Origin of the sequence: Chryseobacterium lactis, assembly GCF_003815875.1 — a bacterium.
GTDB lineage: Bacteria > Bacteroidota > Bacteroidia > Flavobacteriales > Weeksellaceae > Chryseobacterium > Chryseobacterium lactis.
On the sequence record NZ_CP033924.1, the window covers coordinates 2,136,411 to 2,154,106 of the forward strand.

Here is a 17,696-nt window from a genome sequence, read left to right on the forward strand (position 1 = left end):
AAAAACTATAACGATGAAAGGAAATTTATTGCTACTCTTTCTTTTTTCAGGTACTCTGTACTTTTCTCAAAAACCAATTTTTACAAAAGCAAAAGTTACCGCAGTGAACGTATATCGAAGCTCTGCCGAGTTGCAAAATTCTGTCAATGTTTCACTTCCTGCCGGAACATCTGAGGTTGTAGTGACTAATATTTCTGATGAAATTGTTGAAAAATCGGTACAGATTAACACCAATAACAAGAATATTTCAATTCTTTCTGCACAATATAGAGATGACTACAATTCAACCTATTTTGAAACTCATAATCCTAATGGAAAGAGGATTAAAGATAGTATAGCCATTTTAGAAAACCTTTCAACGAAAATCGGTATCGAGCGTCAAACCAATGAAAAGACGTTGGAGCTATTAGACAAAAATCAAGCTCTTTTAGTGGGTAGCAATACTTCCACAGTGGCTCAGCTAATGCAGTTAACAGAATATTACAAGACTAAAAGAAATGAGATCAGTATTGCTCAGCTTGATATCAATAAAAAATATACAGAGACTACATCAAAGCTGGAGAAGTTAAAAAATCGGCTGAAGGCCAATACGGAAGCTGAAGAAACCATCTCTGATGGCGTTCTTGTTTTGAAAATTGCGAATAATGTTGCCGGAAATGCAAAAATGGATTTGGGGTATCTGGTGGAAAATGTATCCTGGGAACCGTTTTATGAGGTCAAAGGAAATAAACTGACAGAACCTCTGGATGTGACCTTTAAAGCAAAGCTTAGACAAGATACCGGACTTGACTGGAAAGGTGTAAAGCTTTCTTTGATCAATGCAAGATCCTCAAGAAATAATAATGCTCCGGTCTTGAATCCTTGGTTTTTAAATTCCTATAAAAATGAAGATAGGCCAAGCTACTCCTCGTCCAGTAGAAAAGATACAGTGAGAACGAAGGAGATTGAAGAGGTTGTAGTGATTGGTTATTCAAGCGATTTTAAGATCAATGAGAATCAATTGAACATAAGTTTTGATGTTGATATACCGTATGATGTTTTGTCAAATAATGAGGATCATTTTATTAATTTAAAGCAAATAAAAATCCCGGCTGATTATAAATATTACACGGTACCGAAATACAATGCAACTGCTTATCTGATAGCTGATATCAAAGATTTTAATAAATATGATCTGATCGCCGGTTCTGCCAATGTGATCTTTGAAAACATGTATGTTGGAGAAACGAGGATCAATCCTAATCAGACAGATGATAAAATGAGCATTACGCTCGGTGATGATAAAAAAATTAGTATACGTAAGGAGGTTGTGAATGATAAGGCAAGTGAGAAATTCTTTTCTTCTTATCAGGAAAAAACATTTACCTACGATCTTATTGTTCGTAACAATAAAAAAGAGGTGATCAATATTGATATAAAAGATCAGATACCTTTGAGTAAAGATGAGTCGGTAAAGATTGAACTTCTTCAAAGTGACAATGCCGATGTTGATAAAGAAAAGGGATTCTTAACGTGGAATGTTAAAATTTCACCTTCGGAAACCAGGAAGTTTAGAGTAAGTTATAAGGTGAGATATCCAAAAGATTTTTCGATCAGTAATCTTAAGTAAGATACCGGATTATTCACTATTTTTGTATAAAATTTCAGTTCATTTGAAAACTAAAAAACAAGACTATTCGCATCTTTCACCCAGCCAGCCTATCGGTATTTTTGATAGTGGAGTGGGAGGTCTTACCGTAGCTAAAGAAATCAAGAGACTTCTTCCTCACGAAGATCTGATCTACTTTGGAGATACCAAGCACCTTCCGTACGGAGAAAAGTCGAAGGAAGCGATTATAGAATATTCTACCAAAATCACCAACTTTTTGCTCGAGCAAAACTGCAAAGCTATTGTAATTGCCTGTAATACGGCTACTGCCAATGCGTTGAATGAAGTGATGCAGTCTGTGGCAGGCAAAGTTCCTGTAATAGACGTTATCAATCCCGTCGCTGAAAAAGTTTCCTACGAAATTCATAATAATGTCGGCGTTATTGCTACCAAAGCAACGGTAAATTCAGGATTATACAAAAAGAGTATCCGGAAACATAATAAATGGATCAAGGTAGATGAGCTGGCAACTCCATTGCTGGTACCTGCTATTGAAGAAGGTTTTAAAAACCATCCGATCACGCATGCAATTATTTACAATTATCTAAGTAATAGTAAATTAAAGAATATTGAGACGTTAATTTTAGGATGTACGCATTATCCCCTTTTAATTGATGAAATAAAACAGTATTATGGAAATAGGGTGCGTGTCATTGATTCTCCCAATATTGTAGCCAATCACCTGAAGATTATTCTGGATAAATATAACCTCTTGAATGATCATAATCCAAAACCAAATTATCATTTCTATCTTTCAGATCTTACCAAGAACTTTGAAAAGATCTCCAAAAAATTCTTTGGAAAAAGCATTGATTTAGAATTTAAGGTTTTATAATGCCTGGATTTGAGTATTATTCAAGACAATTATAAAAAATAAAGAGACTGCCGGTACATGTAAATTATCGGCAGTCTGCATTCTAAAAATATATTAAATGGTATGAAAACTCGTCTGAAAAAAAGGCTATTATTTAGGAATAATTCCTACAGGGCTTAAAAGAATGAAAACTACAATGGTAAGAATAGCGATGAAGATGCATGCTGGCTTTACATATTTCCAGTTTTCCACATTTACGGCTCCGGTATCCTGAATCACAAAATTGTTTTTCCTTGGATAGTATCTGCTTGCGATAATCAATGTAAGAATCGTAACAATAAATGCCACCGCCAAACGATGCAGGAAATGTATATGAACACCCATCGCTTCCATTCCAAATTTGGAAAACAGATAAAGCGATGTACCGGTTATTAATCCGATTTTTGCTGCCTTTGCTGAAACCTTTGGGAGTAATAATCCTGAAATGATAATGGCAAAAATCGGCATGTTGAAGATGGAGCTAAACTCCTGAAGAATAATATAAAGCCCCTTGCCTGCCATACTGATAAAAGGAGCAAGAACAATGGCTACAATCGCCATAATGGTTCCACTGATTCTGCCTATTTTCACAATTTGTGTTTCGGTGGCATTTTGGTTCATATAACCTTTATAAATATCGATTGAAAATAAGGTAGATGCACTATTTAAAGCTCCGTTAAATGTGCTTAAAATAGCTCCTACTACAATCGCAGCAAAAATTCCGATAAGGCTTACCGGTAATACAGCTTTTACCAATTCCGGGTATGCATAATCCGGATCATTTAAGCTATTTTTAAAATAATAATAAGCAATAATACCCGGCACGACTACAACAAAAGGAATGAATATTTTAAAAAAAGCAGTTAGAAGAACTCCTTTTTGTCCCTCTGCCAGATTTTTGGCTGCAAAGGCACGCTGAATAATTGATTGATTCATCGTCCAGTAAAATATTTGTGGAATAAACATTCCCGTAAAAAGTACTGAAAAAGGCACATCGGAAGTAGATTCTCCAATGGCATTGAAACGATCCGGAACAGCTTCAAAAACGGTATGTACACCTGTTAAAAAGTGTCCGTCACCTATTTTACAAAATGCAAGTATCGGAATCAGTGATCCGCCAATAATTAAACCAATACCATTAATTAAATCAGAGATAGCTACTGCTTTTAATCCTCCCAGAATAGCATATAAGGAACCAAGAACTCCAATGCCCACTACCATAATTACAACAGCTGTTAATTTATCAATATTCAGATTTTTTGAAACATCGAAAATACTTTCCATGCTGATTGCTCCCGTATAGAGTACAATCGGAAGAAGAGTCGTAATGTAAAGCAATAGAAATAATCCGGAACAGATTACCCGGGTTTGTTTATCATAACGAAGCTCCAGGAATTCTGTAATGGTTACCAGGCCCATTTTTAGATATCTGGGAAGAAAATAGACGGCCATCAGTACGAGGGCTAATGCAGCCATTGTTTCCCAGGCCATCACCTCCATTCCAAAAGCATAAGCACTTCCGTTAAGCCCCACTAAATGTTCTGTAGACAGGTTGGTAAGCAATAGAGATGCTGTAATTAAAATAGCAGTCAGGTTACGTCCTCCGAGAAAGTATCCTACGGAAGAATGTGCCATTTTTGTCTTTCTGGTAAACCACCAGGAAGCAACAGCTACTCCGGCAGTAAATAGGAAAAATGTAATTAATGTAATAAGCATAAGATTATGTGTTTTTTTAGTTGAAATTTTAGAACATTATTTTTATAGAAAAATTATTTTTTTTTGTTCTAATGACTTTTCACAGGCATCAGCCAATATTGAAGCTTTAAGAGCGTCTTCCCCTGTGGAAGGAAACTCTTTTTTCTCCTGTATAGAAGTGATAAATGCTTTTATTTCTTCTATATATGAATCCTTATATCTTTCCAGAAAAAAAGGTTCAAGTACACTGCTTTCTAAAGAATTTTCTGAATAAAAAGTGAGATGGTTGATCTTTTTATTTTCTACAGAGATCATTCCTTTGTCTCCCAATATTTCCAGGCGTTGATCATAGCCATAGGAAGCCTTTCTACTGTTATCAATATTACAGATGATTCCATTTTTAAACTTTATGGTAATCAGTGTTGTATCTGTATCATCTGTATAATTTTTAGAACCTACGGCAATTACCTGCTCAGCTTCACTTTCACTGATAAAGCGAGCCATATCAAGATCATGGATGCTCATATCATTGTAAATTCCTCCTGAGGCCCTGGTGTATTCTGCCGTTGGAGGGAAGGGATCTCTACTGGTAATTTTAATAATAGTTGGTTTTCCTATTTTTTTTAAACTTGCTTTAACGGCAGCAAAGTCAGGATCAAAACGTCGATTAAAACCTACCATGAGCCGATGGTTGAGGTCGGGATAAATATCGATTAAAGATTGAATATTATTGCTGTCTTTGTCCAGAGGTTTTTCACAGAAAATATATTTGTTACTGTCCAATGCTTCCTTTACCTGTGCAAGATGATAGCTTGTAGGAGAGCATATCCATACTGCATCAATATCTTTTTGTTGAAAGATGTCTTGGTAATTGGTGTAAAAATGAGGGATTTGGTATTCTGCAGCTGTCCATTTTGCAAGTTCCGGAGAAATGTCAGATACAGCAGTAATCTTGATATTTTTAAATGTTTTTAATGCTGCCAGATGTATTTGCCCAATTCGCCCAAGTCCTATAACTGCTATTTTTAATATAGTATCCACTGTGTGTATCGTTTTATTGGTGTCTTTTTTATGAAGCGGGAAAAATCTAAAATGTTCTTGACCAGGTTTTAGGCCAGCGTTCAATCACTACTTTTGTTTGGGTATAAAATTCAATTCCATGGCGTCCCTGTGCGTGAAGATCGCCAAAGAAAGATTCTTTCCATCCCGAAAAAGGAAATTGAGCTACCGGAGCGGCCACACCTACATTAATTCCTATATTACCTGCCATTGCTTCACTTCGGAATTTCCTGGCTGAAAGACCGTCTTGAGTGAAAATACAAGCCATATTGCCATAACGTCCACTGTTAATAAACCGAATGGAATCATCCATAGATTTGAAATTGAGCAGACTCATTACCGGTCCAAAGATCTCCGTAGAAATAATCTCTTTATCTAATGGAACATTTTCTAAAATAGTAGGGTAGAGGAAGTTGCCTTTATCAAACCCGGAAACCCCTTTCTGGGTTCCATCTACCAGAAGATTAGCGCCTTCATTAACTCCTTTTTTAATAAGTCCTTCAATTCTTGTTTTACTTTCCTGAGAAATTACGGGCCCCATTTCTATTCCATCTTCCAATCCATAGCCTACTTTTCTGGATTTTGCTGCTTCAATCAAAGCTTCTTTGATATTTTTGTTGTCTCCGATTGTAATGATAAGAGAGGCGGCAAGACAACGTTGCCCGGCGCAGCCAAATACTGAATCTGTAATGATTTTAGTCGTCATATCAATATCAGCATCAGGCATAATAACGACGGGGTTTTTTGCTCCACCCTGCGCTTGTACGCGTTTTCCATATTTTGCACCCTCAGAGTAGATGTATTTGGCTATTGGAGTTGAGCCTACGAAACTAATGGCTTTCACATCCGGATGTTGCAGTAAAGCATCCACAGATTCTTTTCCACCGTGTACCAGACTTAGAAGACCTTTAGGCAAATCTATATGTTGGTGAATAAGATCAAATACATATTGCATGGTGGTAGGTACTTTTTCTGAAGATTTTAAAATAAAAGCATTCCCCGTAGCAATAGCATAGGGAAGAAACCAGAAAGGGATCATTCCCGGAAAATTAAATGGCGTAATACAAGCACATACCCCTAATGGCTGCCTGATCATGAACTCATCTATTCCCGGAGCTATGTTTTCTGAAAACTCAGATTGATTAAGAACATAGGTGGCACATGCAACCTCAATATTTTCAATTGCACGTTGTATTTCACCTAAAGATTCCGTAAAGGTTTTTCCGCACTCATTGGTAATAAGCTTTGCAATCTCCTCCTGATGGTTTTCTAATAATGTTTTCATTTTAAAAAGCGGCTGTACTCTCTTCATTGCAGGAACATCTTTCCATTCAAGATAAGCTTGATGAGCATATTGTACAGCTTTATTAACATCCTTTATGGTATCCGGACCATTAGGAACTTGTGCGATAATTTCCTGAGTGGCAGGATTGTGTACTGAAGTATATTGTGTGGAAATACTGCTTTCCCATGCTCCGTTGATGTAATTTTCTATTTTTTTCATCATTTGTATTAATTAGTATTGGTTAGGCTTTATATACTGCTGTTGCTGTTTTTTATTTAATTCATACTGTTTTCTGGCTTCAATGACTTCCGGAAAAACTGATATTTCAGGGATGGGCACTTCCCACCACGAGTAAGCGTAGCCCTGAAGTTTTCTATCCCGGATGGTCTCTACATAAATAACAGTTGTCTCCGTATTGTTTTTGGCTTTCACAAGACTGTCTTTAAACTCATCCATATTTTGTGGTCGGAAAACTGTTGCTCCCAGGCTTTCTGCATTTTTTGCCAGATCTGTCATTAGTGGCGGCCCGTCAAGTTGTCCTGTCTCTTTATTTCTATATTTAAAATAAGTTCCGAATCCTTCTTCACCCACAGATTGAGAAAGACCTCCAATAGAAGCATAGCCACTATTGTTGATGAGTATGATTGTGATTTTGTATCCTTCCTGCAAAGTGGTGATCAGGTCAGAAGGCATCATGAGATAAGTAGCATCACCACACATAACATATATTTCCCGATCAGGAGAGGCCATTTTAGCGCCAAGTCCACCTGGAATTTCATATCCCATACAAGAATTTCCGTATTCAAGATGAAAGCTTTTTGAACTTTTAGTCCTCCATAGTTTATGAAGATCTCCCGGCAGAGAACCGGCTGCACATAAAACAACATCCTGATCATCTATAAAATCATTGAGAGCTCCAATATATTCTGCCTGAACTGGGGCATCAGGATTTTCACATGAATATGCCTTTGCTACAATCTTGTCCCATTCACTGTGGTATGCATGAATTTTTTCCACATATTTTTTTTCTGTATGGTAATTACCTAATGCTTTCCTTACTACTTTCAGGATTTCTCTTGCATCCCCCTGTAAAGGAACAGCGCTATGCTTAAAAACATCGATTTCTGTAATGTTGATATTAATAAAAGTAACCTCCGGATTTTTCCAGGCTGATTTTGATGCTGACATAAAATCTCCGTAACGGGTGCCTATTCCAATGACTAGATCTGCTTCTTCTGCAATTTTATTGGCTCCCTTAGTCCCTGTACCTCCTATTGCTCCAAGATTAAATGGATGTTCATAATGAAGTGATCCTTTTCCTGCATACGTTTCAACAACCGGAATTCCAAATTGCTCTGAAAAAGATTTTAATTCTTCTTCTGCTTCAGAATAGATGACTCCTCCTCCAGCGACAATCATTGGCTTTTTTGATTTTCTGATAAGGCTGATGGCATGCTTTAATAATTGAAAATCCGGTAGAGGTCTTGGGATATACCAGATTCTTTTCTGAAAAAGGTGCATAGGAAAATCATAAGCTTCCGTTTGTACATCATGTGGAAAAGCTAGGGTAACAGCACCGGTCTCTGCCGGCGAGGTAAGAACTCTCATCGCTTCCAGTAAAGACGAAGTAAGCTGCTCCGGACGTTGAATGCGATCCCAGTATTTTGAAATCGGTTTAAAGCAATCGTTCACTGAAATATCCTGAGTATGACCCGATTCTAATTGTTGCAGTAATGGAGAAGCTGAGCGGGTTGCAAAAAAGTCCCCCGGAAGCAATAAGACGGGAAGTCGGTTAATAGTGGCTCCTGCAGCTGCAGTAATCATATTGAGAGCTCCAGGGCCAATGGAAGTTGTGCAGGCAAATGTTTGTAACCTGTTCTTCATCTTTGCATAGGCTGCAGCCGTATGAACCATCGCCTGTTCATGGCGGGTCTGATAATATGTGAAATCGGGATTCTGCTTCAAAGCTTCTCCAAATCCAGCCACATTTCCATGTCCAAAAATTCCGAAACATCCTGCAAAAAATGGCTGCTCTTTTCCATCTCTTTTTGTATACTGTTTTTTTAAAAACTCAATCGTAGCCTGTGCTACAGTTAATCTTTTTGTGTCCATAATTCAACATTGAAGTAGTTAAAAGCCTCCTTTATCTTTAATAAATTGGATAATTTCTTCATAGGTAGGAGCGTAGTTACTACATCCCTGCCTGGTCACTATCCAGGCGCCACAAGCGTTAGCAAGCCGGCAAGATTGATAAGTATCCCAATTTTGAAGATATCCATAAATAAATCCGGAAGCAAATGCATCTCCTGCGCCCAATACATTTACGACTTCTACAGGAAACCCGGGTATGTTTTCTATTCTGCCATCGGGGTAATAGGCAGACACTCCTTTGGCTCCCGTTTTTACCAACAAAAGTTTGACTCCGGAAGATAATACCTGTTTAATCACGGCATTGATATCTCCTTCTATAGTAGGTGAAGAAATGGCATTGTCTTTAATTTTTACCTGATCAGACTCTGTGAGTCCCATTGCCAGAAGTTCTTCTTCTGTACCCATAATAATATCACAAAGAGGCAGGTATTGGCGAAGGGTAACTCCGAATGCACGTACATCATGCCATAAATTAGCTCTAAAATCTATGTCTAAAAAAATGGTTGCTCCCTGAGCTCTGGCTTTTTCGGTAGCATAAATAGCTGCACTCCGGGTAGGCTCAACAGATAGTGCAGTACCAGTCATCAAAAAGGACCTGTAATGGGTGAAATCTATCGTATTTACCATGTCAATACTAAGGTAATTGTCAGGAGCTTTATCCCGATAAAATACCAGCGGGAACTTGTCAGGGGGAACAATGCCGCAGACTACGGCAGTACTTGTAGTGCCTTCTATTGTATTGACATGCGAAACATCTACTTTTTCCTGTTGTAAAGCATTGATAATGAAACTACCTATAGGATCATTTCCAACGCCTGTTACGATACTGGTTTTAAGTCCCAATCTCTGTGCTCCTACAGATATATTGACTGGTGAGCCGCCAATTGCGGTGCTGAGTAGTTTAATATCATTAAACTCCGCCCCAATATTTTTAGAATATAAATCGATACTGGCCCGTCCAAATGTTAATAGATCAAATTTCATTTTTACTTTTTATTAATTGTTTACTGATTATTCATGGCAGGAGTGACTAAAGGAAGGCGGGGATCTTTTTGTTTCCATGAATCAAAAATCCATTCATAGTCGCTGTCCGTAGTATTGGCTAAAGACTGATCTGAGCCTGCCAGAAAATTTAAATAATAACAATGGTAGCCATGGGCAGCTGCTACCGGATGATAACCTTTTGGAACCAATACGGCATCATTATGTCTTGCCCGTAAGATCTCATCTAACGGATTTTTATCGTCTTTGGTATAGATCTGTTGAATCGCATATCCTTCCGGTTCCTGAAATTTATAAAAGTAAATTTCTTCCAGTTGGGCTTCCTGTAATTGGCCTCTGTCGTTTACAATTCTTTCGTCATGTTTATGAGCGGGAAATGAACTCCAGTTTCCGGATGGGGTATATACTTCTCTGCATACGATTCGGGAGCAGGCAAATCCGGGAGGGATGAGGTCATTAAACTGCCTTGTAGCATTGTCTCCACCAAAAATTACTGAAGGAGTTTTTTCGGGAGTGATCAGATGAGGTTCAAAATCGTGATCAGCTTTACACCAACAGTAGGCTATATCCAAAGTATCAGAGGTTGATGTAAGGGTAAATTGTGTTTTTCTGGGAAGATAAAGGGTATGGGCTACCCCTTGAAATACATTTTTTCTTCCATTGCCGGTTTCCCAGTTTCCCCGGTTGCTTTCTACTTTGTAATTGCCGGATAATAGGACAATAACCATTTCATGTTCTCCCGTATCATAGGTCCAGGTTTCAAGTGGACCCATAAGGCGGGTTTCAAAATTTAACCATGTCCAACCTGCACTTTCAGCAGAGATACTTTGGTAAATTTTTTGTTTTTGAGGTTGTATTAAAAGACTCATTTGTGTTGCTGTTAAGGGTTTTATCTAAGAGATCAGATCAGCAATAGTAATTGGTTTTTTCTCTTTGAAAGATTTTGTTAGAGCTGTAGCTACCAGAGTTGCATTGGTTGCATTATTCATGGTAAGTTCAGGCTGCCTTTTTTCTAAAACATGATCTACAAAAGATTGGATTTGTGTTAAAAATGCAGCTTGAAATCTATCAAAAAATGTTTCCATCCCTTCTCTTCGGATACCATATTTATCTGAAATCTGAAGCATGTTTTTTACTGGAGGATCACCTATTTTCAAATTCCCTTCTGTGGCAAAAATTTCCGTACAGGTATTGTGACCGAAAGAGGAAATTCTGGATGCCAATACTATGGCCATCGTTCCGTTTTGCAGTTCACACATAGCCGCTGTATTGTCTGCATCTCCGGCCAAACCGAACTCCGGGAATCTATAAGCCCCTCCCAGGGCCCATACTTTTTCAATCCTTGAGCCTAGATACCAATGAGCAAGGTCAATGTCATGCACGTTATAATCATGAAATATACCGCCGCCAGTGGTGCAAAATTCAATTTGAAACGGAGCAAAAGTATCTTTATCTACGGTTTGAGAACGCAATAAATAAGGGGTTCCTACTAGTCCCTGGTTGATCTTAGTTTTAGCATCAGCATAACTGGCATCAAATCTTCTTACGAATCCTAACATAGTAATCCGGTCAGCATGTTTTGCAACTATTTTTTCAACACGGATACAATCTTCTATATTAAGGGCAAGAGGTTTTTCACAAAAAACATGGTAACCGGCTTCAACAGCTTTAATGATCTGATCAGCATGTTGATCTGTTGAAGTAACGATCACTACAGCTTCCATATCTTTTTGCTGATCGAGCATTTGTTCATATGAAGAATACAGATTGGGAACATTATAGGTATCTTTTACATACTCCAGTTCTTCTTTTTTGATGCTGCATGCTGCAATCATGTGGGCATTGGGAACCAGATAAGTCAGATTTTTTACATATTCTTTGCCAAGTCTTCCCAGTCCGACAATTCCGATATTCAGTTTTTTCATAGATGTGTTTTTCTTTTTTAGAATTTTAAAATGTCTTTCATGAATTGATATCCTTTTTGGGCATATTCAAAAGGATTGGCTTTAGCTGGGTCCTGTTCGGCTTCCACCACAATCCAGCCTTTGTATTGGTTCTCATGAATAATTTTAGCTAGAGCCTGCATATCAAGATTCCCATCACCGGGCACGGTATATATTCCCAGTTTTACGGCCTGCAAAAAACTTAAGTTCTCCTTATATACCTGCTCTTTGATATTTTTTCTTACATCTTTAAAATGAATATGTGCCGTACGGCTTATGAATTTCTGCAATGCTTCTACCGGATCTTCATTGGCAAAATCGAAGTGCCCACAATCATAATTAAGTTGTACATATTTTTCTTTTGTTTCGTTCAATAGACGCTCGGTTTCATCGATAGTTTGTACCATTGTACCCATATGATGATGGTATGAGAGATGCATTCCGAAATCGTTCAGGGCGATTTTTCCAAGTTCGTTCAATCCGTTGGTGAGCTTCTTCCAGTCTTCATCTGAAGCTTTTTTTCGTTGCGTGATAGCCGTGTTGTATTCTCCATGAATGGTATTTCCACACTCTGCACCGCCTACTATTTTTGAATTGAAATGTTTTAAAAAATTCAGTTGCTTGATAAAACCCTGTTTTACCTGTTCATAAGATTGAGTTGTCAGTTGGTAACTGAACCATTGGTTACAAATAGTAAGTCCTCTTATGTCGAGATGTTTTTTTAAAACAGAGGGATCTTCAGGATATTTGTTTCCTACTTCACAGCCTGTATAGCCTGCCAGAGCCATTTCGCTGATACACTGTTCGAAAGTAATGTCTTTCCCCAGTTCAGGCATGTCATCATTAGTCCAGCCGATGGGAGCAATTCCTAATTGTATCATAAGTGTTTTTTATAAAGTTGTGTTTTATTGCTGTTGCCGAGTATCTCAAATTTTTTTTCGAACAGTTTTTTTAATTCTTCTATATATTGAATGCCTGGTTTTAATGGATCCAATTGATCAGGATGGTTCTGGAAATATTCTCTGAATACTCTTATCCATAATATTCTGAGATCGGTAGCGATATTCAGTTTGCATATCCCATAGGGGATAGCTTTTCTTATTTCTTCCTCAGTTATTCCTTTCGCATCTTCTTTGATCTTTCCTCCGGTAGCATTAATTCGTTTTACCTCGTCGATATCTATGGAAGAAGCACCATGCAAAACAATCGGGAATCCGGGCACTCTTCTCTGAATATCTTTTAAAAGATCAAAACGAAGACCTTTGCCTCCAGAGAATTTATAGGCACCATGGCTTGTACCTACCGCAACGGCGAGACTGTCACATCCTGCTTCTTTTACAAAATATTCCACGTCAGCAGGATTGGTGTATAGGGCATTCTCTTCTTCTATATTCAAATGATCTTCTACACCGCTCAGCACTCCAAGTTCTGCTTCTACAGAAATATTTTTAAGATGAGCCCTGGTAGAGACCAGCTTTGTCCGCTCAATATTTTTTTCCAAAGGATCATGAGAGGCATCAATCATTACAGAGGTGTATTCACCCGACTCAATAGCATGATAGATATGAGATTCATCACCATGATCCAGATGTAGAGCAAAAAGAACATCGGGATATATTTTTGCAGCTGCCTTTACATAATTAAGAAGCATTACGGGGTGCATATATTCTCTTGCAGCAGGAGTTGTTTGAATAATAAATGGCGCATTCATTTTATGTGCCGTACTAAATAAAGTATACACCTGCTCGGGCATGGAAACGTTAATTGCAGGGATACAAAACTTCCCGTAAGCTTCTTTTAAAAGGGTAAGTGAATTAATTTTCATCATTTGCTAATTAAAGTCTGTTGTTAATTATATTATATGTAATAAATTAACCATTTTATTTAATATTTTTACATTGTGTTCGAACACGAATTTATATATTAATTTGTAATTAGCAAAATATTTATTAAAAATTTATTTTAATTATTGTTTATTTGTAGGATTAAAGGGAATTTGAGAAGGGTGAGAAAAACGAGAAAAATGTTTTTATATTTGTTATTATACTAAATTATATATTTTGACAATCAAGGAAATCGCCCGATTAGCTAACGTTTCCCCCGGAACAGTTGATCGTATACTGCATAATAGAGGAGGAGTATCAGAAAGTACTGAAAAAAGAGTAACGGAAATCATTGAACAGGCGGGAGGGTTCAAACCTAATGTTATTGCGCGAAATCTTGCTCTGAATAAAATATATCAGGTGGCCGTTTTGATGCCCTTGTTTAATGCTGCCAGTCCATTTTGGGAATATCCTAAAAGAGGAGTTCTTAAAGCTATTGAGGAGGTTTCCAGTTATGGAATGAAAGTTTCCGTGTCCTATTTTGATGAATTTAATGTAGATTCTTACAGCAAAGAATTAGACAAAATTCTGAAGAATAAAAATCTGGATGGGATTATCATTGCTTCACATTTTGTTAAAGAAACGCAGGAAAGAAGTGATATACTGAATGCTCTTAATATTCCTTACCTATTTTTAAACGTTCCTTTGAAAGGATTTAATAATGTCTCTTTTGTAGGACAGGATTCATTCGGAAGCGGGCGTCTAGCAGCCCAACTTTTTCATATTGCAAGAAATACGGAGAAGCCAAGAGTTTTAATCATGGAGGTCCTGGAAGATTTTGAAAATTATTATGGACTGGATCAACGTGTAAAGGGGTTTATGAGCTTTTTCGCAGATTACGAGTCTCATGTGAAAGTTGAAAAAATAAGAGTTCCGAACAAGAATACTAAGCAATTTTATAAATTACTTGGAGATAGTCTGGATATCTATAAAGATGCCGGCGGGATATTCTTTCCATCCAATGCGGTAACTAAAGCAGGACGATATTTTGAAACACACGGGATAAAATTAGATATGATCGTCGGGTATGATGTGACTGAAGAAAATAGAAAGTTTCTGAATAAAGATATCATCACTTTTCTAATTGGTCAGGAACCCTTTCAACAAGGTTATAAAAGTGTTAAACTTATGTTCGAGCATCTTGTACACGGTGAAAACCTGAACAAGGTTTATATGTCTCCCATTCATATTATAACCAAAGAAAACCTGGAATATTACATGCATTGATCGATGAAATATTCCAGGTTTTATGTAGAAAGATAATTATGCTTCCACAATTACTTTTTCAGTTTTCAGCCTCGTCTTTGGATTGAATTTCGGCTGATTGGCGTCTGTTTCATCTCTTTTACCAATAGCAACTGCAAAAAGAGTCTCGTATTTTTCATTGTTCAGAATTTGATCATATTTATCAGGTTCAATACCTTCCATGGGAGTAGAATCTATTTCCATATCAGCGCAGGCAGAAAGAAATACTCCTAATGATAAATAAACCTGGTGTTTTAGCCAAGACTTGATTCCTGTTTCTCCTTTTGGCTTTACAAAGTTGTTGTAATAATTTACAGATCCTTCAGGTAGAACCCCTTCAATTTGTTTTTCAAAATCTTCCGGATTTTTAAGTGCTTGGAAAATAATTAAATGGCTGCTTTCCAATACTTTTTCTTTGTTCCAGTAAGAGGCCTCCGCCAATTGATCTTTTACTTTAGAATCATTATTTACGAAAATAAAATTCCATGGCTGGCTATTGATCGAAGAAGGACTCAATTGCAGAATTTCTTTAAGCTGCTGGATTTTCTCTTCACTTACTGTTTCTTGTGGATTATACTTTTTTACAGTATATCTCGATTTCATTTTGTTTAAAAAATTCATAATTTTATACTATCATTTTTATAGTTACAAAATTAATTTAAGTTTACTAACTTTGCAATAACGGTAAAAAATGATAGTATAAAAATGTATACAATTGATAATAAAGAATACCCTTGTTGTACCAGTGTTACCATGAAGTTTATCGGGGGGAAATGGAAAGCGGTTATTTTACATCATTTAATTGATGGTGCTAAAAGATACAGTGAAGTAAGAAAATCTATTCCTACGATTACGGAGAGGACATTAAGCTTGCAGCTTAAGCAGCTGGAGGAAGATGGTATTGTAAACAGAACCGTTTTTACAGAAAAACCTCCCTTAGTGGTTGAATATGAATTGACAGAATTTGGAAAAACCTTATTGCCTGTTTTAGAGGCGATCACAAAATGGGGAATAGAAGCTCCGGTGATATCAAAAAAAATAATCAGGAATTAAAGTTCCTGATTATCTTGTTTATTCGGTTCAAAAAAACTGAAAGTGATATTTCCGTATTTTCTGGTATCAATCAGATTAGGATGATCCAGCTTCATACGACTTTGATGTTCCACGATAAGAATTCCATTTTCTTTCAGGTATTTATTGTGCAAAACTAAAGAAATCAGTTCGTGATATTTTTTTTCTTCCATCTCGAAAGGTGCATCAGAGAAGACAATCTCAAACGATTTTTTGTTTCTGAATTTCTTCAGCCAATCGAAAACGTCTCCTCGCTGTACATTGATCTGAACAGACATGTCAAGATCAGAAGCCGTAGAGTTGATAAATGCGGTATGTTTCGGATTCATTTCTACAGAAGTAACATCCTGACATCCTCTCGAAGCCAATTCCAGAGAAATAGAACCAATTCCTGCAAAAAGGTCAAGCACAGAGATCGACTGCATATCGTATTTATTTTCAAGGATGCTGAAAAGTGCCTCCTTTGCGAAATCAGTCGTAGGTCTTACGTCAAAGTTTTTAGGTGCAGCAATTTTTTTTGCCTTCCATTTGCCTGATATTATTCTGAACATATTTTTTAGGGTTTAGGTAAAAGCTTCAGGAAGTTAAAGTAATTCCTGATTCTTTGTTCCTTAATTAAGTATAAAATTTTTATTGGGAACGTTGTCAAAAACAATCTTCAGGTTTTTAACGAATTTCTGAAGCTCAGAAATAAATGTTTCGTTCTCCGTTGTCTCACCATAAGCAAAGAAATTGGTTTCATTAATTCCGAAACCTATTTTACTCAAGGTAAACATAATGAAGTAAAGAAAATCAACTTCCGAGTTCACATCCAGGTTGTTGTAAAGGATGATCTTTTTAGAATCAATAGCAAAAAATTCACATTGATTATGATAAAGATTGATGTGAATTTCCTTATTGTTTTTATTGTTGATTGAGTTCAAAAACTTTTCTCCCGAGAAATTAAAGTGTACCGGAATAGCCAGCTCCTTTATTTTTTTATAATAGTTTTTCGGAAAAGTATAATAAAACTGAATATTGAATTTTTTATTGATAGAAAGCATCAGTTCTTCTTTGTCCTTGTCTGCCGGAGCATTATAGGAAATAAGGTCAAATCCGGCATCATGCTCAGAAAAACCTTCGGGCATCAATGTAAAATGATTCCATGCGGAAACCACCTGAATCTCATCGAAACGTTGTTTGATAAGAACTTCATCCAGTTTTTCATCAATAAGGCTGGCCGGGGTTTCTTCGGTAACGAAATAAGACTTTTCTTCCAGAATGTTTTTATTTTTCACAATCTGATAGATCAATCCGTCTTTGGTAAAAAGTAAATTAAGTACGTTCATAATTCAATTGGTGCAAATTTAGTGAAATTCTACCATTACCGCACCTGATTGATGGTGAAGTATTTCCTTATTATAAAAATCAAGTTTAACCTGGCTTTCCAAAACGTCATGAACCATTCTTTGCAGGGTTCCGTCACCAATACCGTGTACGATCTCGAGTCTCTTTAAATTATTTTTCCGGCAGAATTCCAATACTTCAATTAATTTTTCCTTTTGAATAAACAATCTTTCAAAGCTGTCATAGTCATTAGGATTCTTTACCAAATTATGAAAATGAAGGTCTAAAACCAAATGATTTTTCTGATGTTTTTTAGAAATGACTTTTTTAGGTTCTGCTTTTCTTACTACTCTGACGTTTTCATAAAGATCCGAATCCTTCGGAACCAGTTTTTCTTTGGGATATTGATGCGTAAAACCATATTCATCTTTAAAAACCACAATATTCCCTTTCACGGAAGTTACAACTCCGCTTAAATCTTCATCTACTACAGAAACTGTATCTCCGATTTTCATCTTTTTTTCCTACTTTGAAT

At 36.8% G+C, this 17,696-nt stretch carries 17 protein-coding genes; 4 read left to right on the plus strand and 13 right to left on the minus strand.

Annotation, left to right across the window (positions count from 1 at the left end; all coding sequences use genetic code 11):
* The first annotated feature begins 13 nt into the window (after nucleotides 1–13).
* Nucleotides 14–1,609: a DUF4139 domain-containing protein gene (locus EG342_RS09230; RefSeq protein ID WP_103291657.1), complete on the plus strand. Its 1,596-nt coding sequence runs from the start codon at nucleotides 14–16 to the stop codon at nucleotides 1,607–1,609.
* A gap of 43 nt (nucleotides 1,610–1,652) precedes the next feature.
* Entirely contained in the window at nucleotides 1,653–2,483 is an 831-nt protein-coding gene (gene murI, locus EG342_RS09235) for a glutamate racemase (protein ID WP_103291656.1), read from the plus strand.
* 129 nt (nucleotides 2,484–2,612) lie between these two features.
* Here murI and EG342_RS09240 read toward each other — a convergent pair whose 3' ends face one another.
* From EG342_RS09240 to EG342_RS09280, 9 genes are read right to left on the minus strand one after another with little or no spacing between them, the layout of a single operon-like run.
* Nucleotides 2,613–4,217 (minus strand): solute:sodium symporter family transporter, encoded by a 1,605-nt coding sequence (locus EG342_RS09240; RefSeq protein ID WP_246008760.1) that lies wholly within the window; start codon nucleotides 4,215–4,217, stop codon nucleotides 2,613–2,615.
* A gap of 42 nt (nucleotides 4,218–4,259) precedes the next feature.
* Nucleotides 4,260–5,237, minus strand: coding sequence for an inositol 2-dehydrogenase (iolG, locus tag EG342_RS09245; RefSeq protein WP_164465165.1), 978 nt, complete (start codon nucleotides 5,235–5,237; stop codon nucleotides 4,260–4,262).
* A gap of 46 nt (nucleotides 5,238–5,283) precedes the next feature.
* Complete coding sequence (locus EG342_RS09250) at nucleotides 5,284–6,762, minus strand: CoA-acylating methylmalonate-semialdehyde dehydrogenase (protein WP_213083880.1); 1,479 nt, start codon at nucleotides 6,760–6,762, stop codon at nucleotides 5,284–5,286.
* A gap of 9 nt (nucleotides 6,763–6,771) precedes the next feature.
* Nucleotides 6,772–8,652, minus strand: a complete 1,881-nt coding sequence (iolD, locus tag EG342_RS09255; protein ID WP_103291653.1) for a 3D-(3,5/4)-trihydroxycyclohexane-1,2-dione acylhydrolase (decyclizing) — start codon at nucleotides 8,650–8,652, stop codon at nucleotides 6,772–6,774.
* An 18-nt stretch (nucleotides 8,653–8,670) separates the two neighbouring features.
* Nucleotides 8,671–9,675: a 5-dehydro-2-deoxygluconokinase gene (gene iolC / locus EG342_RS09260; protein ID WP_103291652.1), complete on the minus strand. Its 1,005-nt coding sequence runs from the start codon at nucleotides 9,673–9,675 to the stop codon at nucleotides 8,671–8,673.
* A gap of 20 nt (nucleotides 9,676–9,695) precedes the next feature.
* Nucleotides 9,696–10,562, minus strand: coding sequence for a 5-deoxy-glucuronate isomerase (gene iolB, locus EG342_RS09265; protein ID WP_103291651.1), 867 nt, complete (start codon nucleotides 10,560–10,562; stop codon nucleotides 9,696–9,698).
* Between the two features lie 24 nt (nucleotides 10,563–10,586).
* Complete coding sequence (locus EG342_RS09270; RefSeq protein WP_103291650.1) at nucleotides 10,587–11,618, minus strand: Gfo/Idh/MocA family oxidoreductase; 1,032 nt, start codon at nucleotides 11,616–11,618, stop codon at nucleotides 10,587–10,589.
* Nucleotides 11,619–11,635: 17 nt separating this feature from the next.
* The gene (gene iolE, locus EG342_RS09275; protein ID WP_103291649.1) at nucleotides 11,636–12,517 is read right to left on the minus strand and encodes a myo-inosose-2 dehydratase; all 882 of its coding nucleotides are present in this window, start codon (nucleotides 12,515–12,517) and stop codon (nucleotides 11,636–11,638) included.
* A complete protein-coding gene (locus tag EG342_RS09280; RefSeq protein WP_213083881.1) occupies nucleotides 12,514–13,464 on the minus strand; it encodes a class II fructose-bisphosphate aldolase in 951 nt (316 codons plus the stop codon). The genes iolE and EG342_RS09280 overlap by 4 nt, the downstream gene beginning before the upstream one ends.
* Before the next feature lie 232 nt (nucleotides 13,465–13,696).
* On the opposite strand from EG342_RS09280, the gene EG342_RS09285 reads away from it, so the two are divergent.
* A complete protein-coding gene (locus EG342_RS09285; protein ID WP_103291648.1) occupies nucleotides 13,697–14,746 on the plus strand; it encodes a substrate-binding domain-containing protein in 1,050 nt (349 codons plus the stop codon).
* Nucleotides 14,747–14,782: 36 nt separating this feature from the next.
* Here EG342_RS09285 and EG342_RS09290 read toward each other — a convergent pair whose 3' ends face one another.
* Nucleotides 14,783–15,385, minus strand: a complete 603-nt coding sequence (locus EG342_RS09290) for an NAD(P)H-dependent oxidoreductase (RefSeq protein ID WP_103291647.1) — start codon at nucleotides 15,383–15,385, stop codon at nucleotides 14,783–14,785.
* Between the two features lie 84 nt (nucleotides 15,386–15,469).
* Between EG342_RS09290 and EG342_RS09295 the strand changes: the two genes are divergently transcribed.
* Nucleotides 15,470–15,817, plus strand: a complete 348-nt coding sequence (locus tag EG342_RS09295; protein ID WP_103291646.1) for a winged helix-turn-helix transcriptional regulator — start codon at nucleotides 15,470–15,472, stop codon at nucleotides 15,815–15,817.
* On the opposite strand, the gene rsmD is transcribed toward EG342_RS09295, so the two are convergent.
* The 3 genes from rsmD to EG342_RS09310 are packed head-to-tail and all read right to left on the minus strand — an operon-like array spanning nucleotide 15,814 to nucleotide 17,676.
* Nucleotides 15,814–16,386, minus strand: coding sequence for a 16S rRNA (guanine(966)-N(2))-methyltransferase RsmD (gene rsmD / locus EG342_RS09300; protein WP_103291645.1), 573 nt, complete (start codon nucleotides 16,384–16,386; stop codon nucleotides 15,814–15,816). The genes EG342_RS09295 and rsmD overlap by 4 nt on opposite strands.
* A gap of 60 nt (nucleotides 16,387–16,446) precedes the next feature.
* A complete protein-coding gene (locus EG342_RS09305; RefSeq protein ID WP_103291644.1) occupies nucleotides 16,447–17,163 on the minus strand; it encodes a DUF3822 family protein in 717 nt (238 codons plus the stop codon).
* 18 nt (nucleotides 17,164–17,181) lie between these two features.
* Nucleotides 17,182–17,676, minus strand: a complete 495-nt coding sequence (locus EG342_RS09310; protein WP_103291643.1) for a Smr/MutS family protein — start codon at nucleotides 17,674–17,676, stop codon at nucleotides 17,182–17,184.
* Nucleotides 17,677–17,696: the final 20 nt, after the last annotated feature.